The 23,879-nt window shown below is 71.6% G+C and carries 15 protein-coding genes and 1 pseudogene; 12 read left to right on the top strand and 4 right to left on the bottom strand.

Annotation, left to right across the window (positions count from 1 at the left end; genetic code table 11):
• Positions 1-932 precede the first annotated feature (932 nt).
• Genes ABD296_RS21470 through ABD296_RS21450 form a run of 5 tightly spaced genes read left to right on the top strand, consistent with a single transcriptional unit; the run spans position 933 to position 14,667 of the window.
• On the top strand, positions 933-2,537 hold the full coding sequence (locus ABD296_RS21470) for an MBL fold metallo-hydrolase (protein WP_344269787.1): 1,605 nt from the start codon (positions 933-935) through the stop codon (positions 2,535-2,537).
• Between the two features lie 37 nt (positions 2,538-2,574).
• A complete protein-coding gene (locus ABD296_RS21465) occupies positions 2,575-7,197 on the top strand; it encodes a DUF6603 domain-containing protein (protein WP_344269784.1) in 4,623 nt (1,540 codons plus the stop codon).
• 24 nt (positions 7,198-7,221) lie between these two features.
• Positions 7,222-9,552, top strand: a complete 2,331-nt coding sequence (locus ABD296_RS21460) for a hypothetical protein (RefSeq protein ID WP_344269781.1) — start codon at positions 7,222-7,224, stop codon at positions 9,550-9,552.
• A 2-nt stretch (positions 9,553-9,554) separates the two neighbouring features.
• Positions 9,555-13,157, top strand: coding sequence for a hypothetical protein (locus ABD296_RS21455; protein ID WP_344269779.1), 3,603 nt, complete (start codon positions 9,555-9,557; stop codon positions 13,155-13,157).
• A 58-nt stretch (positions 13,158-13,215) separates the two neighbouring features.
• Complete coding sequence (locus ABD296_RS21450) at positions 13,216-14,667, top strand: hypothetical protein (protein ID WP_344269776.1); 1,452 nt, start codon at positions 13,216-13,218, stop codon at positions 14,665-14,667.
• On the opposite strand, the gene ABD296_RS21445 is transcribed toward ABD296_RS21450, so the two are convergent.
• Complete coding sequence (locus tag ABD296_RS21445) at positions 14,651-14,947, bottom strand: AbfB domain-containing protein (protein ID WP_344269907.1); 297 nt, start codon at positions 14,945-14,947, stop codon at positions 14,651-14,653. The two genes, ABD296_RS21450 and ABD296_RS21445, sit on opposite strands and share 17 nt — an antisense overlap.
• A gap of 482 nt (positions 14,948-15,429) precedes the next feature.
• Positions 15,430-16,005, bottom strand: coding sequence for a TetR/AcrR family transcriptional regulator (locus ABD296_RS21440; RefSeq protein WP_344269773.1), 576 nt, complete (start codon positions 16,003-16,005; stop codon positions 15,430-15,432).
• Between the two features lie 88 nt (positions 16,006-16,093).
• Here ABD296_RS21440 and ABD296_RS21435 point away from each other — a divergent pair, with 88 nt between their 5' ends.
• The 3 genes and pseudogenes from ABD296_RS21435 to ABD296_RS21425 form a co-directional block, all read left to right on the top strand.
• On the top strand, positions 16,094-17,530 hold the full coding sequence (locus ABD296_RS21435) for an MFS transporter (protein ID WP_344269770.1): 1,437 nt from the start codon (positions 16,094-16,096) through the stop codon (positions 17,528-17,530).
• Positions 17,531-17,577: 47 nt separating this feature from the next.
• Complete coding sequence (locus ABD296_RS21430) at positions 17,578-17,724, top strand: hypothetical protein (protein ID WP_344269767.1); 147 nt, start codon at positions 17,578-17,580, stop codon at positions 17,722-17,724.
• A 49-nt stretch (positions 17,725-17,773) separates the two neighbouring features.
• Positions 17,774-17,938: pseudogene (locus ABD296_RS21425) on the top strand (antibiotic acetyltransferase); the annotation flags it as partial.
• Positions 17,939-18,113: 175 nt separating this feature from the next.
• Here ABD296_RS21425 and ABD296_RS21420 read toward each other — a convergent pair.
• Both ABD296_RS21420 and ABD296_RS21415 read right to left on the bottom strand, forming a co-directional pair.
• Positions 18,114-18,392, bottom strand: a complete 279-nt coding sequence (locus ABD296_RS21420) for a GNAT family N-acetyltransferase (RefSeq protein WP_344269904.1) — start codon at positions 18,390-18,392, stop codon at positions 18,114-18,116.
• Positions 18,389-18,874, bottom strand: coding sequence for a hypothetical protein (locus tag ABD296_RS21415; protein ID WP_344269764.1), 486 nt, complete (start codon positions 18,872-18,874; stop codon positions 18,389-18,391). Before ABD296_RS21415 ends, ABD296_RS21420 begins: the two co-directional genes overlap by 4 nt.
• Positions 18,875-19,011: 137 nt before the next feature.
• On the opposite strand from ABD296_RS21415, the gene ABD296_RS21410 reads away from it, so the two are divergent.
• The 4 genes from ABD296_RS21410 (at position 19,012) to ABD296_RS21395 (ending at position 23,109) form a co-directional block, all read left to right on the top strand.
• A complete protein-coding gene (locus tag ABD296_RS21410) occupies positions 19,012-20,559 on the top strand; it encodes a N,N-dimethylformamidase beta subunit family domain-containing protein (RefSeq protein WP_344269761.1) in 1,548 nt (515 codons plus the stop codon).
• A 1,057-nt stretch (positions 20,560-21,616) separates the two neighbouring features.
• Positions 21,617-22,159, top strand: a complete 543-nt coding sequence (locus tag ABD296_RS21405; RefSeq protein WP_344269758.1) for a GNAT family N-acetyltransferase — start codon at positions 21,617-21,619, stop codon at positions 22,157-22,159.
• A 111-nt stretch (positions 22,160-22,270) separates the two neighbouring features.
• Positions 22,271-22,741, top strand: a complete 471-nt coding sequence (locus ABD296_RS21400; RefSeq protein WP_344269755.1) for a DUF6461 domain-containing protein — start codon at positions 22,271-22,273, stop codon at positions 22,739-22,741.
• Between the two features lie 116 nt (positions 22,742-22,857).
• Positions 22,858-23,109: a hypothetical protein gene (locus tag ABD296_RS21395; RefSeq protein WP_344269752.1), complete on the top strand. Its 252-nt coding sequence runs from the start codon at positions 22,858-22,860 to the stop codon at positions 23,107-23,109.
• Positions 23,110-23,879: the final 770 nt, after the last annotated feature.

Raw genomic sequence — 23,879 nt, 5'->3', positions numbered from 1 at the left:
CCAGGGCGTCAAGGAGGGGGCGGGCGATGGCGGCAGCGTACAAGATCGCCACATGGTCTCTGGAGCACCGTCTCGGCTGATCCGGTCAACGGCCTGCCTCCGGGTGAAATCCTGCCCACTCTGCGTTCGCCCCACGATCACGCCTCGGCCACCACCCTCGGCGCGTGGGGAGGCTCGGGCTCCGATCGCGGTGGCTTGCTTCGCTGCGCCGACGCTGCACTCCGGGCAAGGTGACGGGACCTTCATCACGTTCGCGCCGAACACCGACCTGCGGCGGCCGGACGTCAACCCATACGCTGCGATCGCCCGGAAGGCGCCGACAGCGAGGACCGGGTCGACAACAGACCCGCATATTAGAGGGCTGCCGACCGGCAAGGTCCCTTACGACAACCTCAAGGCCGCGGACGGTCGGGGAGTGTAGCGAAACAAGAGCATGCGCACCGATCCAGGATGCCCGCCTCTCCTCTCGCCCACCGAGACCAACGCCCTCGCTGAGCTGCGAATACGAGGATTTGTGCCCATCGTCAAGGCGGTGTCGCGCCCCCGTCGCGCCCCCGTCGCGCCCCCGGCGGCCATCCGCACCGGTCAAGCAGAGAGACGTCGGACCTTCGGCGTCCGCTCCGGGCTGCGTACCGTCACCATGGCGGGGGTCGGCGGCCGTGAGCGTGTGGTGGCCCGGGGATCTCGGTTTCCTGTCCTTCACAGCACTGGACGTGGGCAGGTGCGAGGGATAAAGGGCGTCGCCGCCGGCTCACTCAACGATCGCCGGGCTGCGGATCCTCCGGATCAGGGCAGCGGCACCGCCCGCCCCCGCACGTCCCGAGCGGTCCGAGGCACCCGGCACCGTACCGCCGGAACCGCGCGGTGACCTTGACGGCCCCTGAGATCGACCGCACTGTTCTCCCGGGGGATGGGATGGGCGAGGGGGCATTGTGGCCTGGCAGTTGGACATCCACACCATCGACGTGAACGCCGGCGAGAGCAGCTTGATCATCGCCGAGGATACGGCGGTCCCGGGCAGCCGCAGGTCGCTGTTGATCGACGGGGGGCTGGACCCCTACGCCGAGACCGTGCACGACAAGATCGTGACGGAGCTGCCGCTGGGCGGGCCGGACTACATCCTGGTCACCCACTACGACATCGACCACTCCGCCGGTATCACCAACCTGCTCTACGCCGACAACCTGTCGAATCTCGTCACGGCCGTCGCGCCGGTTCCGCAGGCCGTGGCGGCCGCACACGCGGGGCAGAGCCGGCCGGAGATCCTCGCCGCCGTGGCCGCGGCCACGGCGGGTGCGCTCTGGGGCTCCTGGGGCGCGACCGCCGCGGCGGTCAATCCCGTCGCGGTGAACGCGGCCAACGCGGCCCTGGCCGCCGGTGCCGGGGTCCTTGATCTGCAAGCGATCCGCTTCGGCGTCGTCGCCGTCAACGCGCACGGCGCGTTCCCGTCGCCGACCCTCATCGTGAACGGCGGCAAGCGCGCGAGCGCGGCCCGGGCGGTGGCCATCGCCGCCGCCAACAGCATCGCCAACAACGACCCGGCGCCCATGCGGAACCAGTTGATCGAGCACGCCTTCTTCGACGGGCTGGCATCGACGATTCCCCAGTACGCGCGGTTCCGTACCGGCGGCCGTTACGCCGGCACCGACATCATCGACATAGGGCTGGTGATCAAGCCGAAGGACACCTACCCGGTGGCGGTCGCGGGCCGGACGAACGACAGCCCGCTGACCGCGGCACCGGGCGTGAACCGGGCGCGGATCCTGGTACCGGGCTTGGGCAGTGAAGTGCTGTGGGGAGGGAACGCGCCGCCGGCAGGTGCTCCGGTGGCCATCGTGGTCTCAGGCCCCGACCCCACGACCATCGTGCCGTCCGGTAACGCCTGGCAGGGCGTGGGGCAACAGCCGGCCAACTTCGCGGGTGGCACGCAGGCGAACGGCGTCAGCATCGGCGTGGTGATCCGCTTCAACGACTTCCTCTTCTTCACCGCCGGCGATCTGCCCATCCAGGGCGAAGATCTCATCGAAGCCGCCCTGCGCCAATGGCCGTTGCCCAACGGCGCCAACGGCACTCTTCCGGCACCGCCGGTGCCCCCGCCGCTGGCCGCGTTCAAGTGCGGCCATCACGGGGCGACGAACTCCACCGGCGTCAATCTGCTGACGAATCTCGCACCGAGGGCGGCGTTCATCTCCTGCGGTGACAAGTACAACCACCCGGATCAGCCGCTTATCAACAGGCTGCAGGGTCAGGCCTCGATCGACAAGTTCTACCTGACGAACTGCCGGCCGGTAAATCGCGCCCACATTCCCGCCTCCAGCGGGAACGCTCAGCTCGGCGGCGGCAACAGGTCCCGCGTGGCCGGCGACAACGATCCGAACAATCTGGCCGCGATCAATCGCGGTGATCTCCATCTGCGTGTCCTCCAGCATCAGAGTATGGGCGCCGGCCGGCAGTTCACCGTTGATTACTGGTGCTGGGCGCCGCCGGCAGGTGGCGCGCCCGGCGGCATGGCACAAGTGGACACGATCGCGTGGTGACCGGCTCGTACGAACGGCACGGGGCAGGAGACGCGAAATGATCGATCTCGTCGCGCTGGGTGCCGCACTGACCGCGCAGGGGACCCGGCTCGTCATGGCGGCCACCGACCGTACGCTCCCGGCGGAGCTGCGCGCGTTCCTCGGCGGGGTTCCAGGCCAGAGCCTCACGCTGGCCAGGCAGGCGGAGCCACTCGCGCCGGCCGGCGACACGCTCACCATCACCGGCACCGCCGGTGCCGGTGATGGCGGGTCCGCAGGCCGTGCGACCTGGCCGGTACAGGGCTTCGTCGAGCTCGCCGTGACCGTGACGAGCGTGACGGTGACCATCACCAACGACCGGACGACGTCCACGTCCCGGGTGACCGGCACCGTGACCGGCACCCTTCCCGTAGGCGCGGCCACCGCCGCCGTCACCCTCACCTCGGTGGCCGAGCCCGCACAGACCGGCTCCGCGGCGAACGGAGCCGCGCAGGACGCGCAGGACACGATCGGCTGGACGATCACGCTCACCGGCTCGGTCGGCGAGGTGAGGGGCACCGACCTGATCGGCCTCGGCCAGGGCACCGTGGTCTCGCCGTTGCCGGTACCGCAGGGCTTGGACGCCCTGGACACCGTGACCACCGTCCAGCCGTCCGGATTCGCGCTCACCTTCTACCCGAACACCGGCTACCAGCCGGTACTCGCCGCGACGGTCAGCGTGGCGGGCGCGACCTGGGCCGCGCTGCCCACCGTGCTCGAACTGCACGGCGTCGACATCGCCGGAGTCTTCGGCCCGGGCTCGTACTCGGTGACGCTGGTCAGCCACCTCCAGATCGGCGGTACCGGCGTCGACCTCGGCGTGGGTATGCGGCCGGGCACGCACTGGACCGCCTTCCTCCGCCCGACCGGCGGTGGCGCGTTCCCGGGCATCGCGGCGCTGGCCCGGTGGATCGCCGGTACCGGCGGTGACGGCGAGGCGTCGGCGACCCGGCTGACCAGCGGCCTGCGGGCGCTGCGGCTGGACACCGGGGCCCTGGACGCGGCGATCACGTCGGTGACCGTCGGCTTCGACTGGAGCGCGCCGTCCCTGGACTTCGTGAGCGTCACCAGCCTGATCAGCCTGGGCGCGCTCCGGCTTGACGTGGCACTGCGGCTGCCGGACGGCGCCCTCAGCGGCACGCTGCACAACGGAGCACCGGTCGCCGTCGCGACGATCCTGTCCTCGCTCGGCCTGCCGGCCGACGGGGTGCCGGCCGGCCTCACCGTCGCCGACGCCACCTTCTCTGCGGCGCCGGGCATCGGCGTCTACTCGGTGTACCTGGTGATCGACAACGTGTGGGGTGCCGGTCCGCTGGCCATCGAGCAGGTCGGGGCCGCGCTGTCCTACGGCAGGGGCGTGGGCCTGACCGGCTCGGTGGAGGGCGTCCTGGCGCTGGGCGACTCGATCGAAGTGCAACTGGAGGCCGGGTACGAGGGCGCGACCACCGGCTGGGCGTTCGCGGGAGCGACCCGGCCCGGTTCGGTGATCGCCGTGGGTGACCTGCTCACCTCCCTGGCCACGTCGTTCGGTATCGGCACCGTGCCGGAGATCCTGCGCACCCTGACCCTCACCGACGTGAGCGTGTCGTACGAGACCGGCACGGGAAAGTTCGACTTCGGAGCGGAGGCCGACTTCACCGTCGCCGGGGCGGACGCCCGGCTGGTCGTGACGGTCGCCGTCACCCGGACCGCCGAGACGGCGGCGGGCCCGGCGACCACGGCCGGGACCGCGGGTTATTCGGCGACGTTCGGCGGCACCCTGACCGTCGGCGCGCTCATCTTCGACCTGACCTTCGACCTGGGCGCGCAGCCGGCGGATGTCGTGCTCGTCGCGACCTGGCGGGTGGCGCCGGAGCGTCAGTACGTCGGATTCGGCGATCTGGCCGGCGCGCTCGGACTGCCCGCGCCACAGGTGCCGGACGGGCTCGATCTGCGGCTCACCACAGCGACCCTCACCTACGACGTGGCGAAGTCGGAATTCGTCGTGGCGGCGCGGTCTCTGTCGTACGGGGCGGCGGTGTTCGTCGCGACCCCGGTGCCCGCGGACCGGGCGGCCGGCGGCAACACGGATGGCAGGACCGAGGCCAGGGCCACCGCCTACTTCGCGGCGCTGGCGGTCGGGCATCCGATCGACATCTCCGACATTCCGCTTCTCGGCCAGGTACTCGGTGCCGCCGACACCTGTGCGGTGGAGGACCTCCAGGTGGTGATGGCCTCCACCGCCATCAGCGGGCCGGTGGCGGCGGCCGTGAACAGGCTCATCCCGGCCGGGTATCCGCGGCTGCCGGCGCAGGGCACCGCCTCGGCGATCGCGTTGTCGGCCACGCTGCGCTTCGGGCCGCAGACCTACCCCATCAGCCTCGGCGCCGTGTCTCAGACGGCCGGTCCGCCCCCGGCGGCCGGCGGCACGGTCGTGGCCGCGCCCAAGGGCGGCGACGCGGTGCGCTCGACTCCGCCCGCCGAGTCGGACGGTACGGCGTGGTTCACCGTGCAGAAGGCGTTCGGGCCGATCACATTCGAGCGGGTCGGGGTCCGGTACGCCGATGGCACGCTGTGGTTCCTGCTGGACGCCTCGCTTGCCGTCGGCGGGTTGGCGCTGACGCTGCAAGGCGCGTCGATCGGTTCGCCGATCACCGGTTTCAGTCCGCGGTTCGATCTGCGTGGGCTCGGGGTCGCGTATGCCAACCCGCCGCTCACGATCGGGGGCGGGTTCGCGAAGGTGACGCCCACCGGCGGTGCGACGTTCCAGTACGACGGGGCGGTGGTGGTGACGCTGCCGCAGTGGGGGGTGACGGCGTACGGGTCGTACGCCGAGATCAACGGCGAGCCGTCCATGTTCGTCTTCCTTCAGGTGAGCGGCGCTTTCGGTGGACCGCCCGCGTTCTTCGTCACCGGCCTGGCGGGAGGTTTCGGCTACAACAGCTCGATCCGGATCCCGGGCCCGGACGAGGTGATCTCCTTCCCGCTGGTCGGTGGCCTGTCCGACCCGGCGGCGCTCGGCGGCGCAAAGGCCACGCCCATGCAGGCGCTGGCCTCCCTGACCGGCGGGGCGAAACCGTGGATCAGCCCCACGCTCGGGCAGAACTGGCTGGCGGTGGGCATCCGTTTCAGCACGTTCCAGCTGCTGGACTCCACCGCGCTGCTCGTCGTCGAGTTCGGCAACGAGCTGACGATCGCGCTGCTGGGCATCTCGACGGCCCGCTTCCCCAAGTCCACCGCGCAGCGGCCGTACGCGCAGATTCAGCTGCAGTTGCGGGCGCTGCTGCGGCCCGACGACGGGTTCTTCGCGCTCACCGCGGGCCTGACCCGCAACTCCTACCTGCTGGATCCGGCGTGCCTGCTGACCGGCGGCTTCGCCTTTTACGTGTGGTTCGGCCGGCACGCCCAGGCCGGGGACTTCGTCGTCGTGCTGGGCGGCTACCACCCCAACTTCGTCCCGCCGCCGCACTATCCGGTCGTGGCGCCGCTCGGTTTCTCCTGGTCGCTCGACAAGACGGTGAGCATCTCCGGCAGCGTCTACTTCGCCCTGACGCCGGCGGCGGTGATGGCCGGTGGAGCGCTCGCCGTCCGCTACAGCGACGGCAACCTCAGAGCGTGGTTCACCGCGCACGCCGACCTCATCATGCTGTGGAGCCCGTTCCACTTCAGCGTCCGGGTCGGCGTGAGCGTCGGCGTGGAGTACACCGTCAACCTGCTCTTCACGAGGAAGACGCTGCATCTGGAGGCAGGCGCCGACCTCCAGCTGGCGGGGCCGCCGACCGGGGGCACCGCGACGATACGACTGTGGGTGGTGTCGTTCACGGTGAGCTTCGGCGCGCGGCCCGCGTCCGACCCGCAGCCGCTGGACTGGACCGGCTTCCAGGCGCTGCTGCCGCCCGCCGCCGACGCGACGACCTTCACCGCGGCGGCCGGCCTGGCGGCACAGCAGACCGACAACGCCGCGCTCGCCGCCGCGACGCCCGTCACCACCGCGGGTGCGCCGGCCCCGGCGCCGTGGCAGGCGCGCCCGGACGGGTTCGCGTTCTCGATCCGGTCGGCGGTGCCGTCCACCAGGCTGTTCATCGGCCAGAGCACGCAGACCCCGGTCCAGTCGGGCGCCAAGGTCGACATCCGGCCGATGCGCAGGACCGGGCTCACCGTCGATCAGCGGATGTGGATCACGGTGGGCGGCGCCGAGATCGACCTGGCCGCGGCCGGCTGGCAGGTCACCGCCACGACCGCGAACCTGCCGAAGGCGCTGTGGGGCACCGGTGACGGCAAGGGCGTCCCGGCCGGCCGCGACCAGCTTGTCACCGGCCGGCTGACCGGCCTCAGCGTCCGGGCTCCGGCCCCGCAGCAGGGGTGGACGGCGGGCCCGATCGCGGTGGCGGCAGCGCTCGGCATCGACCCGGTGCTCCCGGCCGGCGTGCTGCCGGTGACCGGCCGGGCCGGAGCCACCGGTGACGTGCCCGTACTCGGCGACACGGTCGCGACCATCACCGACCAGATCGCCGCCGTGGGAGCCGCCCGGCGCGACGAGCTCTTCACGGCGTTGTCGCAGCTCGGCCTCGCCCCGGCCACCAACGGCCCGCTCACCCGTTTCGCCGCCCAGACCGAGGTGCTGTTCACCGACCAGCCGCTGCTCGTACCGGCGGGTTCCTGAAAGCGCGGAAGACAGGAGGGTGCCATGACGGACGGGACCGACGTTCACCTGCCGCCCGGCACGATCCAGCTCTACGATCACTTCCGCCCCGGCCTCGAGGCGGGCACCTACCAGATCTCGGTGCGGCAGACCGTCCAGGGCATGGACACCGGGACCTACTTCGTCCCGCACGTACAGTCCTTCACCGTCGCCGGACCGCGTTTCGCGCTCGCACCCGGAGACATCGGCGAGCAGTTCCCGCCGGCGGACAGCAACGGCGTCTACGGGAACGTGCTGCCCAGCATCGTGCTGAACCACCGCACCCTGCCGTGGGAGCGTGCGGTGTCCGGCGATCCCGCCGTTCCGTGGCTGGCGCTGCTGACGTTCCAGGCGGGCGAGGTGCTTCCCGATCCGGCGACGTCGCTGCCCCTGCGCGTCTCAACGGTCGCCGAGTTCCTCACCTCGCCGGACCCGGGCGTCCTGGTCCCCCGGATCCCGGCCGCCTCGATCCCCGCGGACGTGCTGGCCGGCACGATGACCAGTGTCGTCGTACCGCTCGCCGCGTTCACCGCGGTCGCGCCCTCTCTCCCGGAGGCGGCGCTGCTGGCGCACGTCCGGCAGATCGACACGGCGCATCAGGCGGAGTCCGCCGCCTCCTCGGACGGGTGGTACTCCGTCGTGGTCGGCAACCGTCTTCCCGGCTCCACGGTCGCCGCGGACGGTACGGGTACGCGCAGCCTCGCCTGCCTGGTCTCCATCGAGGGACTCACGGAGTATCTGCCGGGCGGGGCCGGCCGGTCGCAGGCGTCGAGCGTACGGCTCGCGGTCCTGGCGTCCTGGTCGTTCGTGTCGAATCCGGCGGCGACGGAGGATTTCGCGCAACTGATGGGCGGTCTCGTGGCACCGGGGGCGGCGCTGCTGCCCCGGGTCCCGGTCCCCGCCTCGGCGCCGCCCTCGCCCGCCACCAAGCGGCTGGCCGAGGGCTACGTCCCGCTGTCGTACCACACCGCGACCGGTGAGGACACGTTCGCTTGGTACCGGGGGCCGTTCTCGCCGGTGGTGCCGCCGCCGCTGCCGGTGCGCTCCCACCAGATCGGGCACTATGCCGCCGCGTCAGACGTCACCATCTACCTTGAGGACCAAGGCGTCTTCGACCTGTCCTACGCCGTCGCCTTCGAGGCGGGCCGCCTCGCGGCGCTCTCCGACCGGGCGTTCGCGGTCGCGCTGGTGAACGGCCGGCGGGCCGCCTATCGTGCCCTCGGCGACGTTGCCGGGCGGCTCACCTGGGGTCGGCTCGCGCGGGCGGAGGCGCGGCCGCCGCAACGACCCGTCGGCCCGCGGTGGGCATGGCGGCACTTCGGTGCGCTCCTGAAGGACGGCATGGGCGCCGAGTTGTCGGCGGCGCTGGGCCAGGCCGCCGAGACACCCGCCGCGCCGCCGGTGCATCCGGCGGCCGCGATGGCGCCGGTCGTACGGACGGCCGCGGACCCGGTGGCGGCGACCCGCGGGCTGCTGGCCCATGCCGAGGTGCAGGGCGTCCTCGCCGACCACGTGACCGATGCCATGGATCCGGTCACCGACTGGCTGGCCAGGCTGGCGCTGCTGCACCAGGTGCCGTTCCGGCACCTGGTACCGGACGAGCGGATGCTCCCGGTGGAGTCCATCCGTTTCTTCTACCTGGACGAGAACTGGATCGCCGCGCTGACCGACGGAGCGCTGAGCATCGGCGTCGAAGGCAGCCGGGACCTCGAACTGCACGCCGCCTGGGGCGCCTCGATAACGCGGACGGTCGCCGAGAAGGTCGGCCGGGTGCGGGCCGACCGCCGCGAGCGCCCGGACCTGGTCGTCCCGACAGGTCCCGCGGTCGGCCTGGCCGCGACGGCCGCGCCGCCGGCCCGGGCCGGTTTCCTGCTCCGCTCGGCGGCGGTCTCCGGATGGCCCGGCCTGGTGGTCCAGGCGGACGGCGGCGCCACGCCGCTGCTGCGCCTGGACCGGCTGTCCGACACCGTGCTGCTCGCGATCTTCGACGGCGTCCCCGGCTCGGTCACTTTCGGCGAGCCCTGGCACGGCCTGCGTTTCGGGCTGGCGGCCGGAAACCTCCTGCACCTGCGCGCCCCCGATGGCACCGCGCTGAACACCAGGTTCCCGGCAGCCGGCACCGGCGATGTGCTCAGCGGCTACACCCGGCCCGTGACGGGCGGCATCGGGCGGCGCGTCCTCACCGTGGCCGCCCTCGCGCACGCGTTGCGCGGCGTCCTCGGCGATGCCGCGCCGATGGGCTCCGCACTGCTCGCCACTCAGCTGTTCCTTACGCCGCAGCAGCTGACTTTCCAAGGGCCGACCGGCCGGCCGGGCACGCAGGAAGAGAGCCGATAACCATGGCCCCCATCTCGCCGTTGCTCGTGCCCGTCCAGGTGCAGGCGCTCGTGGTGAATCCTCGCGTGCGCGCCCAGGGCTTCCAGCGCTGGAGCATGGACTACACCAATCTGGCCGCGTACGTGTCGCCGGAGCCGCCTCCGTTCTCCGGCGGCGACCCCGACTGGGCCTCCGATCCGCTGGACGACGGAGTCCACCTGCACTGGACGCTCCCGGTCGGGCTGCGCCACGGTGTCCATCAGTCCGCCACCGGGACGACGACCTTCCACCTGGTGCCGAACCGCTGGCTGGTGGTCCGGATGGCGGGGCCGGTGGACACCCCGGACGCGCGTACCGCGACGTCCTGGGTCGTCGAGAGCGACCACCTCGGGCCCGACGGTACGGTTCCGTACCTCGACCCGGCGGCCACGACGCCGACCCCGACGCTGATCGGCCGCGCGCTGCCGCTGGAACGCTGGGCGGAGACCGGCACCCGGCCGGCGTTCCTGACCGCGGTCGCGCCGGGCGACGTCGCGTTCGCCGCCTACCAGCCGCATGTGATGAACGTGTTCTCCCTCCATGACCCGGTCACCGAGGTGCGGGAAGGCGAGGTGCTCAGCTACCTCGTCGCGGGGTGGTACTCCCAGCCGTCCGCGGACATCCTCGCCGGACCGGACGATTACGCGACCGTTCTGGCGGACCTCGGCTGGACCTCGGCGGGGCCGCAGAGCGCACGGACGTCGGTCTTTCACGGCATTGTGCGGGGCCTGGTCTGGTCGGGCACCGCCATCGGCCGGCGGCCTGCGGCGACCCGGCTGGCGGTCGGCAACACCTCGGTGGACGCGCTCACCGCCCTGATCCGGTGGCAGGCGGCCGAGCGGCAGCGGCAGGGCATCGACCCGGATCTGCTGGAGGCGTTCCAGTACGACCTGCTCCGGTCGCTGGACCAGCCGGACGGCCCGGCGCTGCTGGAGACCAGGATCCACGACGCCTGGTTCGGCTCGCGGTCCGGCGGTTCGACGTGGGAGGTGGTGGCGACCCCGCCGGACGGCGACACCCAGGCGGCGCTCCAGGAGAGCACCCCCGTCCCGCAGCCCGCCTGGCTGCCGGCCCTCAACCAGGCCCAGGCCCGGTACGACCAGGCGGTCCGCGAGCTGGAATCCCTGCGGGGCGAGCTGTACGAGACGTGGTGGAAGCGCGGCAACGCGGCCGCGCTGCCGGATCCTCCGGAAGGGCTCACGGACACGATGTTCGCCGCGGCCCTCGACCCGGCGCTGCAGGGCGGGATCGCCGGGCGGGTCGTCGCGCAGCTAGCCGTGGTGGCCTCCGCGCGGTCCGAGATCCCGTGGGGCGGCACCCAGGAGGAGCTCGCCCGGGCCGTCGCGAGCTACACGGTCGCGCATCCGCTGGCCGCGGGCACCGAGCTCAAGCGCGCCGAGCTCCCGCCGTTCCGGCTCGCGGCGGATCCGGTGGTGGTGATCGCGGGCGCGCACTCGGACGCGTTCGCGGACGATCTCGGTGCGGACCCGGCGACGGGCCTGCTGCCGTGCCGGTTCGCCGGCCAGGTCGTCACCGGGCTGACCATCGTCGGCGAGAAGAAGGTGAAGGTCACCTCCAAGGCCCTCGCCGGCCGGCTGCCCGCCGTCGACCACACCCGGCTGCCGGCGATCCCGGAGGAGCTGCTGGCGGAGTTCTTCCTGCTCGATCCGGCGAACGCCGCGACCGTCGCGTCCGTCGCGTTCGGGACCGCCGATCCGGAGAACCTGGCGGCGACCGCGGCGGCCATGACGGCGGCCACGTACCCCACCGGCACGCCGCCCGCGATCCTGCCGCCGCCGTGGACGCAGCCGTGGGCGCCGCTCTTCCTGGAATGGGAGCTGCTCTACTACCCGATCCCGTACCGGCAGGCAGGCGGCGGGGCGAGTCCGTGGAGCTTCGACGGCACGGGCTACACATGGTCGGGGCAGGGTGCCGGCACCGCCGATCCGATCGTGCTGACCGGGCGCAGCATCCTCACCCCGCAGCCCACGTTCACCTTCAAGGCCCGGCTGGACGCCTATCTCACCGACAATCCCGACGTCGCCCTGTCGGACCTGGAGTCGTTCGTCGAGAGCATCGACGGCTGGGATCTGCTCTCCCAGACCCTGAGCGGTTTCAACGCCCAGCTGGCGCTGCGCGACCCGGCGAGCACGGTGGCGCCGGACGCCTCGACCGCGGTGATCCCGCCGGCCACGACGATGGCCGCGCTCGTCGGGACCGGTGCGGTGGCCATGCCGGTGCCCGGGCCGGTCCGCACGGAGTACGGCGTATGGGCGCCGTCGGGATTCCAGCCGCTGCGCGCCGGGCAGTTCGTCTTCCGCCGGGCCGCGGTGGTGGACCGCTTCGGCCAGAGCGTGGACATCGTGTCACCCGAATCCGCCGCCGCATTCGTACCGATCCCGGCCGAAGGCCTGGCGCCACGGGGTGCGTACGCGCTGCCACTGCAAACCGCCCGCTTCGTACAGCTACCGCCCCGGCTGCTCCAGCCGGCCCGGCTGGCCGCCGGATTCGTGTCCGCCGTAGACGACACCGTTCCGCTGTCCATCGACGGCGACGCCAACCCGGTCTGCGCGTGGATCCTGCCGAACCACCTGGACCAGGCGCTCGAGTGCTACGCCCCGGACGGTGCCGCGCTGGGAGACCTGTCGCTGACGATCAGCCGGACCGGCCGGCCGCGGGTGTCGTGGCGGACCGACCCCGGCAGCCGATTCGAGGACACAGCGGCCCTGGCCCCGGTCTTCCCGCACCTCGCGGAATTCCTGAGCGGGCTCGTCGCGGCCGGCCCGGACGCCTTCGCCGACCTGCTGACCACCATCGACGCGACGTTGTGGAGCATCGACCCGCCCGGCACGGGCGACGAGACGTATCTGCCGATCCTGGTGGGCCGGCCGCTCGCGCTGATACGCGCCGCCCTGCGCTGCGAGTTCGCCGAGCCGGCACGTACCGATCCGAGCTGGCCGTACACGTTCGCGCCGCAACCGGCCGAGGTGCTCGCCTATTCGTTCCCGGTGCGCCTCGGAGACACGGCGCTGAAGGGAGACGGGCTCGTCGGCTACCTGGCCGGTGCCGACACCGCGCGTTTCCTGGCCGCCCACCGGCCGGCGGAGGTCACCTCCCCCTACATCACCGCGATCGGACCGGGGACGTTCCTGCCACTGAGCTTCGCGGACACCGCTCCGGCGTACGTGACGCTGCTGGTGGATCCGCAGGCTCCCGTACACGTGTTCAGCGACATCCTGCCGGTGACGACGCTCGCCGTCCCACAGCGCTTCGTCGCCTCGGCGCTCGGCGCCATGGCCGTGACGTTGCGGGCCGGTCCGGCGCTGACCGACCTGGTCGCCCGGGAAGGCGCGCCGGCGCCGGATGTCGTGCTGTCCCGGCCCGCCGAGCTGGCCGGCACGTGGTCGTGGGTCGAGCCGGCCGCCGCGACCGGCACCACGACGTACGGGATCACACCGGCCGACCAGGCGGCACGGTTCCCTTCGACGGCGGCCACGATCCGGACCGGCTGGCTCCAGCTCAGTGAGGCGCTGCGGCCAGGTCCCCGGCAGGCCCCGCCCGACTCCCCCACCGGCAGCGGACGATGACCAGACAATCCACCAGCGCCGGGCCCGACCGGGCCGGACGGGAACGGAGGACGGCCCCGTGAGCGACTCTTCTGCCGAGACCCTGCTCGACTACGCGGTCACCACCGGGCCGGAGCAGCTCCAAGTGAGCCCACCGGACGGCAATCCCTCGTACGGCACCGTCACGATCGTGGTGTCCAACCCGAGCACGACCACGCCCGTGCAGGTCCAGCAGATCCAGCTCAGTGCGCCCATCGGCCCGAACGCGACCGACCTGACCACCGCGCCGGCGGTGCGGGGCATCCTGGCCACCGCCTCACCACCGGCCGAGTGGCAGATCGCGCAGACCGCGGCCGGCGTGTTCACCGCGACGCCGGTGGCCGAGCACGGCACGATCACCGGCACCGGGCTGGCGTTCCGGCTGTCCAACATCGCCGTCAACCAGCAGGTGGGGACGGTGCCGCTCACGGTCCGGGAGACCGCCTCGGCCGAGGGCGGACCGGTGTCCTCGGCCATCACCCTGCGGCTGCCGAAATTCCCGTACGGGTTCTTCGTCTCGCACTTCACCGCCGACGCGCCCCGGGTGGCCAACGGCGGCACGGTGACGCTCAGCTGGGCCGGCTCGGACGGCGCCACCTACACGATCCTCTTCGACGGCCAGACCGACGACGTCAGCATGGTCCGCACCTGGACCTCGCCGCCGCTGGTCCGTGACACGACGTTCTTCCTGACGGTGACCGCGCAGTCCCAGGGCGAGACGGTGACCAAGCGCCTGTCCGTCACCGTCACCGTCGCCGAACCGAGCCTGGCCGCGCATGACCTGACGGTACGTACGGACGCGACCGTGACCGGCACGAGCACGCTGGGACCGGTCGCGGCGGCCAGCGCGTCGCTCCAGGGCGGCCTGACCGCGCTCGGTACGTCCCGGATCGGGCCCCCGCCGGAGGCCGGCAGCCTGGCCCAGCTCACGGTCAACGCGGCCGGCCCGAACCCGCAGGCCATCAACGCCACCAACGCCTCCCGGACCGCCGCCTGCGCGTTCTTCCGGAACACCGCCCCGCCGCTGAGCGATGGCCTGGTCAGCGGCCTGGGCGTGGTCGTCACCAGCGCGTCGGCGGTGGGCCTGTGGACGAACGGGCTGATCGCCTCCGCGGGCGGCACCGCCGCGATCGCGCATCTGCCGACCGCGCAGGGCGCGCGTGCGGTCACCAGCCCGCTGTCGCTGGATCCGGAGATACACCTGTCCGGTACCGGGCAGCTGTCCGACGGGACCGCCACCGTGGCGCTGCACCCCGACGCCGCAGGGGTGATCTTCCACGGTGACGAGGCGCCCTACCGGGTGCTGCTCACGCCGACGCGGACGTGCAACGGCCTCGCGGTCACGCGGAAGGACGCCGATGGCTTCACGGTCGAGGAACTGGCGGGCGGGCGCAGCGCCGCGACCTTCGACTGGTTCCTGGTGGCGCACCGCAGGGAGTCCCCCGATTCCCCGGAGCGTGCCCTGCTGCCGGAGATCACGCCGCAAATATGACCCGCTCCGGTGACGGGGGGCAGGACGCCCAGGGTGAGCTCACGGCCCAGGTCACATCGGCCGCCCAGTTCGTGGACGAGTCGAACGCGTTGGAGCCGCCGTTGCTCGCGATGCAGAGCGTGTTGTTGTAGTGCCGGATGAACCGGCTCGGGTAGTTGTACGAGGCGAACGAGGTGCCGCTGCCGCTCTTGCCGGTCTGCGGGCAGAACGTGGCGTCGGCGCGGAACAGTGCGCTGCCGTCCATCGGCTGCCGGTAGAGCTGGTTCCTGAGCCTCTTCAGCGGCGTCCGTTGGCAGGTATCTGATGATCACTGGTGTGCCTTACTGGTGATGCTGGGCCAGTACCACCCTGCTCTGAGCGCTATCGCCAAGCTCACGAACCTCCCTGAACCCCGCTGCCCGCCATCGCGTCACGATCGCCCTCCGTACGCTTCTCGATCAGCAGGCATTCTGATGCATGCACCGCCGAAACCGTCAGCCATCTCAAGCTCCGGGCCCTGGGTAACGGCGCGACGGGACCAAGCCGAGGGCCTCACCTGAGGAGACCCGAACACCGGGAGCGCGGCCTTCTCCAGCACAATCAGCCCCCGCCCGGCCAGTAGCGAGATCAACCTCCACCCACGCGCATCGGCGCGGAATGTCACGCCAAGGAACGCGCTCCGGGCCGCTTCCCGCGACTTCTCGCAGCGATGCTCGTCAGGCCCCGTCTCCTAGCCTCACCCGGTGGGATGACCGGTGACCGCACCGCGGGGCAAGGTGGAGATCAGGGCTGCGCCAGCAGCCGGTCGACGAGCCCGGCGATGTAGTCCGGGGTGAGCGGGCCCGCGCCGAACAGGACGCGGATGTACATCGGGGCCATGATGTGGTCGAGCACGCCCAGCACGTCGGGTGGATGCTCGCCGCGTTCGCCGGCGCGGTCGAGTATGGCCTGCACGAACTTGGTGCGTTCGGCGAGGAAGTCGTCGCGCGCCTGCAGGCCTTGTTCGCCCCTGTTGGACAGGGCGACGGTCAGGCGCAGTACCGCCAGGCCGTCGGGTCCGGTGATCTCGCGTGCCACCTGGGCCGCGTAGGCGTGCAGGTCACCGGCCAGGCTCCCGGTGTCGGGCATCGGCGACTGCGCGTTCAGGCGCGTGAGCGTCACGTCGGTGAGCAGGGTCTCCAGGCTGCCCCACCGGCGGTAGATGCTGGTGTCGGCCACGCCCGCGCGGGCCGCGACGTCACCGACCGTGAATTCGCCGTAGCCGCGCTCGGCGACCAGGCCGGTGACGGCCTGGTGCACCGCGGCCCGGACGCGGGCGCTGCGTCCGCCGGGTCGCCGGACCGGCTCTCGCTTCTCCATGCCCCCACCTTAGCGCAGTTCGCAGTTGCGTTTACGGGCCCCATCGTCTAGATTCCTAACGCCGCAACGAACTGCTTTAGGAGGAGCGATGAAGTCTGCACCGCCGGTGGCCGTGCCGAACCGGGCGGCGTTGCTCACGGTGACCTGCCTGGGGCAGTTCATGGTGCTGCTCGACAACACGATCGTCGGGGCGGCGCTGCCCGACATGCAGGAGCGGCTGCACACCCAGCTGACCGGGCTGCAGTGGATCGTCGACGCCTACGTGCTCCTGGTCGCCATGCTGCTGCTGTCGGGCGGGGTCTTCGCCGACCGCTTCGGCCGCAAGCGGCTGTTCCTGACCGGCGTCGTGGTGTTCACCGCCGCGTCCGCGCTGTGCGCCGTCGCGCCCTCGATCGGCTGGCTGATCGCCGGACGGGTAGCGCAGGGCATCGGGGCCGCGGCGCTCAGCCCCGCTTCGCTGGCGCTGCTGGTCAGTGCGTATCCCGCTCCGCAGGAACGCGTGAAGGCGATCGGCCTGTGGGCCGGGCTCAGCGGGATCGGCCTGGCCGCCGGACCGTTGGCCGGCGGCGTGCTGACCGAGGCCTTCGGCTGGCCCGCCATCTTCCTGGTCAACGTGCCCATCGGCGCGGTCCTGCTGCTGGCCGGTCTGCGCGTCCTGAACGAGTCCCGCAACCCGGACGCCGCGGCGATCGACGTCCCCGGCACGGCCCTGTCGGTCCTGGGCGTGGGGACGCTCACCTACGCGCTGATCGAAGGCGGTTCCCGTGGCTGGACCTCACCGATGATCCTGGGCGGGTTCGCCGTCGCGGCGGTGGTCCTGGCCGCCTTCGTCGTCGTCGAGGGCCGCGTCGCGGCGCCGATGCTGCCGTTGCGGCTCTTCCGGCAGCGGCTGTTCACGGTCTCCAACACCGCGATGGTCGTGGTGGGCTTCGCGCTGATGGGATCGTCGTTCTTCTTCTCCCAGTTCTTCGTCTACGTCCAGGGCAGCTCGATCCTGCGCGCCGGGGTGCAGACCCTGCCCGCCACGCTCGCGATGGTGGTCGTCAGCCCGTTCGCGGGCCGGCTCGCCGCCCGCTACGGCTTCCGGATCATGGTCACCCTCGGCCTGACACTGGCCGGGCTGGGCCTGCTGGCGCTGGGCTTCGTGCACGCCGACACCGGCTACACCAACGTGTGGTGGCGGCTGGCCATCGTCGGCATCGGCTTCGCCCTGACCATGTCCCCGCTGACCGGCGCCGCCATCCAGTCGGTCGCCCCGCAGGAGGGCGGCCTGGCCTCGGGCATCAGCAGCACCACCCGGCAGATCGGCGCGGTCCTCGGCGTGGCGGTGCTCGGAGCCGTCGTCCGCACCCGGCAGTCCGGCGGCGCCTCCTTCGAGCAGGGGCTCAACAGCGCCTTCGTCGTGGCCGGCGCCGTCACCCTGGCCACAGCCGTGTTCACCGGCCTATGGCTGATCAAGAGCACTGAACCGGCACGGCCTGCGAGCCCCGCCCCGCGTGTTCATGAGAACACCACGAGTCAGTGACGCATATCAGACGTTCCCCGCCCGCTTCCCGAGAAGGACGATGCGCGATGTCCGCTCCCGCCGACCCGACCCCGGTGCATCCGATGCCCGACCAGCCGCGGGTAGTGCTGCTCAAGCCGCTGGTCACCTCGCCGCCGGTCGAGGTCGGGGAGTTCTCCTACTACGACGATCCAGACGACCCGACCGCCTTCTAGGCTGGTCATCGGGAAGTTCTGCGCGCTGGGCGAGGGCGTGCGGTTCATCATGAACGGCGCCAACCACCGCATGGACGGCCCGTCGACCTTCCCGTTCCCGATCATGGGCGGTTCCTGGGCCGAGCACTTCGACCTCATCACCGGCCTGCCCGGACGCGGCGACACCGTGGTGGGCCACGACGTCTGGCTCGGCTACCGGACCCTGGTCATGCCCGGCGTCCGCATCGGCCACGGCGCGGCCATCGCGTCCGGCTCCGTCGTCGTCGACGACGTCCCCGACTACGGCATCGCCGGCGGCAACCCGGCCAAGCTCCTGCGCCGCCGCTACCCCGACCAGGACATCGACCGCCTCCTGGCACTGGCCTGGTGGGACTGGCCACTGCCACACATCACCGAGCATCTGCCTGGAGCCGGTACATCACCTGATGCGGCTCTTCGCGCACGCGAGAAGCGATCCCGCCCGGCGCAACCCGCGGAAGGTCATCCGCTTGCGGACCTCGAAGCCGAGCCGCTCGTAGAGCGCGATGGCCCCGGTGTTCTCGGCCACGTGCAGGAACGGGCGCTCGTCGCGGGGGGGCGATGCGGGCCGCGAGCGCGCGCACCAGGCGGGCGGCGTGGCCCGGCCCGCGGGCCTCGGGCGCGGTGCAGACGGCGCTGATCTCCGTCATCCCGGCGGGGGGAGCCGTTCGCCCGCCATCGCCACCAGCCTGCCGTCCTCGCGAATGCCAAGATGGGCCCCCATCTCGGGAGTGCGCGGCCAGAACGGCCCCGGCCTGGCACGTGCGACGAGGTCGAGCATCTCAGGCACGCTGTCCGCGCCCGGCTCTTCCACACCGCCGTCGAGGCCATCACGATCGCCGCGTCCGGGCCAGAGCATCTGGAGACCGTTGAGGAGGAAGACCGGCTCCCAGTCCGGCGGCGCCGGGCTGCTGAACAGGTCGGCGAACTCGCCGCGGTCCAGCAGCCGTGCGAGGTCGTCCCGATCCGCCGCGTCCGGATCGGCGGGCACCGCCGAGAAGGTCGCGACTCCCGGCAGGTAGGCGGCGGCCCGTCCGAGCCGCCGGGCGAGGTGCGCGTGGTGGCCGCGCAGCGACTCGCCCACGGGGTCGTCGAGCGCCATGGCCCCGCCCTCCACCAGCAGGCTTCGCACCTTTCAGTCATTGCACGGAAAACCGTCGACCAGGGTGCCGCCGGCGGTTACAAGGTCGCTGGGCGGGGGAAGCGATCACTGGTGCGTGGCGGCGGACGGGGTACCCGCGAGGAATGCATGGGAGGGGTGGGTGCGGCGTGTCCGATGCGAAAAGGGGGCGTCCCCCGCGCGCAGGGTCGTTCCCGCGCGCGCTCAGGGCTCCGGTCGCGCTGGCGGTGCTCTCGGTGGTCGTCCTGGCCGGCGCCTGCACGGCATCCCGCCACTCGGCCACCGGACGGCCCGGAACGGCGGCCGCGCAGACGGCCGAGAACGCCAAGCCCGGCGCGCCGGACTGGCGGATCCGTCACAAGGGGGCTGAGCACGAGATCGAGGGATACGCCGATCACGTGAGCGTGCTGCCCGGGGCTTCGTTCCGGCTGTTCGTCTCGACCACGACGTCCGGGTTCACCGCCGAAGCGTTCCGGATGGGCTGGTACGGCGGCGCGCAAGCCCGGCGCGTGTGGCGGTCCGGGCAGGTCGCCGGCGCCCGGCAGGCCGCGCCGCGGATCGACCGGACGACTCGCACCGTCTCGGCGCCGTGGCGGCCGTCCCTGACCGTCCCCACGTCCGGCTGGCCCGCCGGCAGCTACCTGATCAGGCTGACCGCCGCGTCGGGCGCGCAGCGGTTCGTGCCGGTGACCGTCCGCTCGCCGAACGCCGCCGGACGCGTCGTGGTGCTCAACGCGACCACCACCTGGCAGGCGTACAACATGTGGGGCGGCTACGACCTGTACAAGGGGCCGTCCGGAGGCGACTCGGACCGGGCCCACGCGGTCAGCTTCGACCGTCCCTACGACAAGGACGGCGCCGACAAGTTCATGCTCTACGAGCAGCCCGCCATCGCGCTCGCCGAGAAGCTCGGCGTCCCGCTGGCGTACGGCACGGACAACGACCTGCACGCCGACCCCGGCCTGCTGGACGGGGCGCGCGGCCTCCTCAGCCTCGGGCATGACGAGTACTGGTCGTCCACCATGCGCCAACGGGCGACGCAGGCCCGGGACCACGGCGTCAACATCGCCTTCCTCGGCGCCAACGCGGTCAACCGGCACATCCGGTTCGGCGGGACGTCGCTGGGCGCCGACCGGCTCGTCATCTGCTACAAGGACTCCACGGCCGACCCGATGTCCAGGACGGACCCGGCCGAGACGACGCAGGACTGGCGGCTGCCGCCCAAACCGCGACCGGAGAGCGACATCATCGGCATCCAGTACATGTGCTTTCCGGCCGAGGGTGCGTTCACCGTCTACGAGCCCGACTTCTGGCTGTTCCACGGCACCGGCGCGCGCGCGGGAACGCACTTCCCGGGCGTGGTCGGCCCCGAGGCGGACGCGCTGAACCGCGCCGGCCCGACGCCGCCCACCCTGGAGATCGTCGCGCGCTCGCCGATCACCTGCGGGAACAGCCCGGCGACCGCGAACGCGTCGTACTACACCACGCGCAGCGGGGCGGGCGTGTTCGCCACCGGCACCATGCGCTGGGTCTGCGCGATGCGCGGGCGCGCCTGCGGGCACGGCGTCGACGACGCCGGCCGCGCGTTCACCACCCAGGTCACCGGGACGCTCGTCCGGGCCATGGCCGCCGGGCCGCTCGGCCGCAGCCACCCGTCCCGTCCCAACTCCAAGGAACTGGTGAGCGCGCCCAAATAGCCGCTCGGGCCGGCGGAACGTGCGGGTTCAGCGACGCTCGCCGAGCGCTTCGAGACCGGGGACGAGGACGTCGGCCAGGAGGCGGGCCCGGCTCCCGTCCGGGTCGAGATCGGGGTCGAAGACCGTCACCTGCGTCCCGACCGCCCGCGGCGCGAGGACCGCGAGCAGATCCGTGACTTCGGCGGCGTCGAGCCCTGTCCCTGTCGAAAACCTCGTCCGTGCAGGTCAAGCGGCATGCTCGTACTCGTTGAGGATCCCGCCCAGACGTTGCCTTCTTCGGATGCTCAGGTGGGCGATCTGGTCTGGTTCGGTGAGCGGTGAAGGCAGTGACTTCAAGGGGCGGGCGTTGGCGATGCCCTGATGAGGCCGATGCTCGTTGTAGAAGGCCTCGAACTCGCGGAGGGTGTGGAGCAGGTGCCGCTGGTTCCAGATCAGAGGCCGGTCGAGGAGTTCGCGGAGGGCAGGTCTGCACCCACCGTTCCATCGCCGCGTTCATCCTCGGCATCCGCACCCCGGTCAGCACCGTCTGGATGCCGGCATCGGCCAGGACCGCGTCGAACAGGCCAGGGAACTTGCCGTCCCGGTCACGGATCAGGAACCGTGCCCGGCAGCCGGCGTCCTCCAGATCCATGACCAGGTTCCGCGCCGCCTGGGTCACCCACGTTGCGGTCGGGTGGGCGGTGGCGCCCAGGACACGGATGCGGCGGGTGCTCGATGACCGCCAGCACGTTGCGCTTGCCGAAAACTTCATCCATGCTGGTCAGGCAGGGCCGCCGACGAGCAAGCCACGAGTTCGCCAACGGTCCATGTCGGCTCCTTGTCGGCTCGGCGGTTCCGAACCGGATCGGCACGCGGCGGTACCGTGCGGCACGAGAATCGGGCTCGCTGCGGACGGATCGACACAGGCCGACACTGAGCAGGCCGCTCCGATACAGCAGTTTCGGACTTTTAATCCGTAGGTTGTGGGTTCGAGTCCCTTGGCCACTCCAATCAGCCGGCCGGTCGGGCACACTCGCAAAAGGAGAACATCCGGCCGCCTCCATCCGTCTCATGGATCATGAGCCGGTCCCCGCTGCGAATCCGTGCCGCCACACCGCAGGACTGCCACGCCATCACCGACCTGCACACATGCTCCCGCGCTGACTACTACCGGGGTGTCATCTCCGATGCCGAACTCGTCGACGCGACCGCTGCCGAGCGTCGTCGTGAGCGGTGGGCGCGGCATCTGCGGTCAGGCGAGCACACGATCTTCCTCGCCGAGTGGGACGGCACGCCGGTGGGCTTCGCGCAGATCGGCGCCTGCCGCTTCCCCGACCCCGATCCGCAGGTGAGCGGGGAACTGCACATGTACGTCGATCCGGGCAGCTTCCGCCGGGGCGTCGGGACCCGACTGCACACCGCGTGCATCCGGGCGCGGCAGCAAGTTCCGATCGCTGCGGCAAGACTCTGGGTCCAAGACTTCAACACCCGGGCCCAGGCCTTCTACCGTGCCCAAGACTGGCGCCCTGACGGTTACCACCGGCCCGACTCCACCCACCTCATCGGCTACCGCCTGACCATCCCCACCGCCGGCACGCAACAGCCGTCAACGGCGAGCTAAAGCATTCAGAAGCCTCCGGCTCCCGGCTTGCGAGGTCACGAAGCCAGTCCGCTCCGCGCAGGACGCTGCCATGATCGACACGGCCATGCCGCCGACCTTTCCGGAGGAGCCATGTCGCAGGCGACGCGCGAGGACGCCGAGCGACTCGCGACGCTGGGTGAGATCTTCTCTCTCACCTTCCTCAAAGAGGTTCCCGAGACCGAAGCGCTCTCGCGCCTGGGCACTCTCCCGGACACACTGCGCCCGCGCACCTTCCAGGAGACCTTTGACGATCACCACTGCTTCGAGGCCGGATACCCGAATCATACGTTCGTGCTGAACCTCGGCAGTTGGACGGCGCTACTGGAACCCGACGGTTGGGACGGCTCGCTCCCCCAGACGCTGACAGCGCTGTCACGGGGCACCGAGGCCGTCTCGGTCAATCGGCACGACTACGCCTGCGACGGCTTCCGCTACGCCGTCGACGGCACGCTGGTCATCGCGTTCGACCCCATGTGGCCGCAGCGGCGCGCCGGCAGTGACCCCGACCGGCTGCTGAAGCAGATGCGCGCGACGTCCCGGCCCTGCTGCTGGCCGGCCTGATCACCGGCACCGTACCCGGCCCAGGCTTCCTGGCCCGACCGGTCCTGTCGGCGCAGATAGAGCCATGGTTCAGTGTCGCGCCGCCCTCCCCCGATTACGGCCTTCACGATCCGGCGATGCGCGCGGCCATCAAGACCGCCCCGCCGCGCCTGCTCCGCAAGGTCGCAGCGCGCGAGACGACACGGCTGGCCGCCGTCCTAGGCCTGGACGGCACCCCGGGACTGGCTGCAGCGGTCGCGAAGGCCGAGCGCGGCGAACCGGTCAGCGTCTCCCCGACTCCCCGCTGGGCATACACGTCCGTTCTTGGCTGGACCGCGCCCGTCAAGTGGCAGGAGCAACCAACGACCCGTCCGCCCAATCCACGATGAGCGAAGACGAGCGCCACGCCGCGCCATGCGAGGCTGGTTCGCTAATGCGTTGAAAGCCGCACTATGGTCCGACCCGCGCATCGCCGCCCGCGTCGCGCTCTACCCACTCACCCAGGGCCCACCGCTATTCCGAGACCCCGCCCAGCAAGCCGCCATCCTGCACGCCCTGCGCGGCGGCCGCGACCCGACCTGACGGAAACCCCCTTTCCCTGGAGTACCCATTCCGGAACCCCGTCCAGGTCAAGCAGGTCCACCTACCTGAGAGGTGCCCCCTTCGTTTACCAGGTCAGCGGCTACTTGTTTCATTGCCTCAGGACCGGTGCCCGGCCAGGCTCGGTCCAGGCGCTCGGGCCGTCGCTCTCTTTGCGGCTGCCCACGCTGGTCTGAGGCTCTCTCATGGCCTGTGCGGTCCGGGCGTCGCCCCAGGGCGGGGAGAGGCTCAAGAGGGGTTTGCTCGGCTCGAAGTAGCGTTGCCCTCCCGGCTCGACAACCAGACGATGGATCGAGCATCGGAGGATCGGTATGGACCGAGTGGTCGTTGGCATGGATCCACACAAACGCTCCGCCACGATCGAGGTGATGGCCGCCGACGAGTCCGTCCTGGTCGGCGGGCGTTACGGCACCGACCGCGACGGTTGGTCGGCACCCGGATGGCAGGTCTTCGACCTGCGGTCAACGACGAACAACTCGCCCTGCTGCGGATCCTGGTCGACCGCCGCCGGTCCCTCGGCGATGACCACACCCGGATGATCGCCCAGTTGCATCGGCTG

The organism is Actinomadura napierensis (assembly GCF_039529375.1).
Taxonomy (GTDB): domain Bacteria; phylum Actinomycetota; class Actinomycetes; order Streptosporangiales; family Streptosporangiaceae; genus Spirillospora; species Spirillospora napierensis.
This window is presented reverse-complemented; position numbering and strand designations above follow the sequence as displayed.

Bases quoted from the DNA above. Each gene is read 5' to 3' on its own strand.
- ABD296_RS21435 (WP_344269770.1), top strand. From the start codon at position 16,094: ATGAAGTCTGCACCGCCGGTGGCCGTGCCGAACCGGGCGGCGTTGCTC.
- ABD296_RS21420 (WP_344269904.1), bottom strand. From the start codon at position 18,392: ATGACGGAGATCAGCGCCGTCTGCACCGCGCCCGAGGCCCGCGGGCCG.
- ABD296_RS21440 (WP_344269773.1), bottom strand. From the start codon at position 16,005: ATGGAGAAGCGAGAGCCGGTCCGGCGACCCGGCGGACGCAGCGCCCGC.
- ABD296_RS21400 (WP_344269755.1), top strand. From the start codon at position 22,271: ATGTCGCAGGCGACGCGCGAGGACGCCGAGCGACTCGCGACGCTGGGT.
- ABD296_RS21405 (WP_344269758.1), top strand. From the start codon at position 21,617: ATGAGCCGGTCCCCGCTGCGAATCCGTGCCGCCACACCGCAGGACTGC.
- ABD296_RS21455 (WP_344269779.1), top strand. From the start codon at position 9,555: ATGGCCCCCATCTCGCCGTTGCTCGTGCCCGTCCAGGTGCAGGCGCTC.
- ABD296_RS21430 (WP_344269767.1), top strand. From the start codon at position 17,578: ATGTCCGCTCCCGCCGACCCGACCCCGGTGCATCCGATGCCCGACCAG.
- ABD296_RS21465 (WP_344269784.1), top strand. From the start codon at position 2,575: ATGATCGATCTCGTCGCGCTGGGTGCCGCACTGACCGCGCAGGGGACC.
- ABD296_RS21395 (WP_344269752.1), top strand. From the start codon at position 22,858: ATGCGCGCGGCCATCAAGACCGCCCCGCCGCGCCTGCTCCGCAAGGTC.
- ABD296_RS21460 (WP_344269781.1), top strand. From the start codon at position 7,222: ATGACGGACGGGACCGACGTTCACCTGCCGCCCGGCACGATCCAGCTC.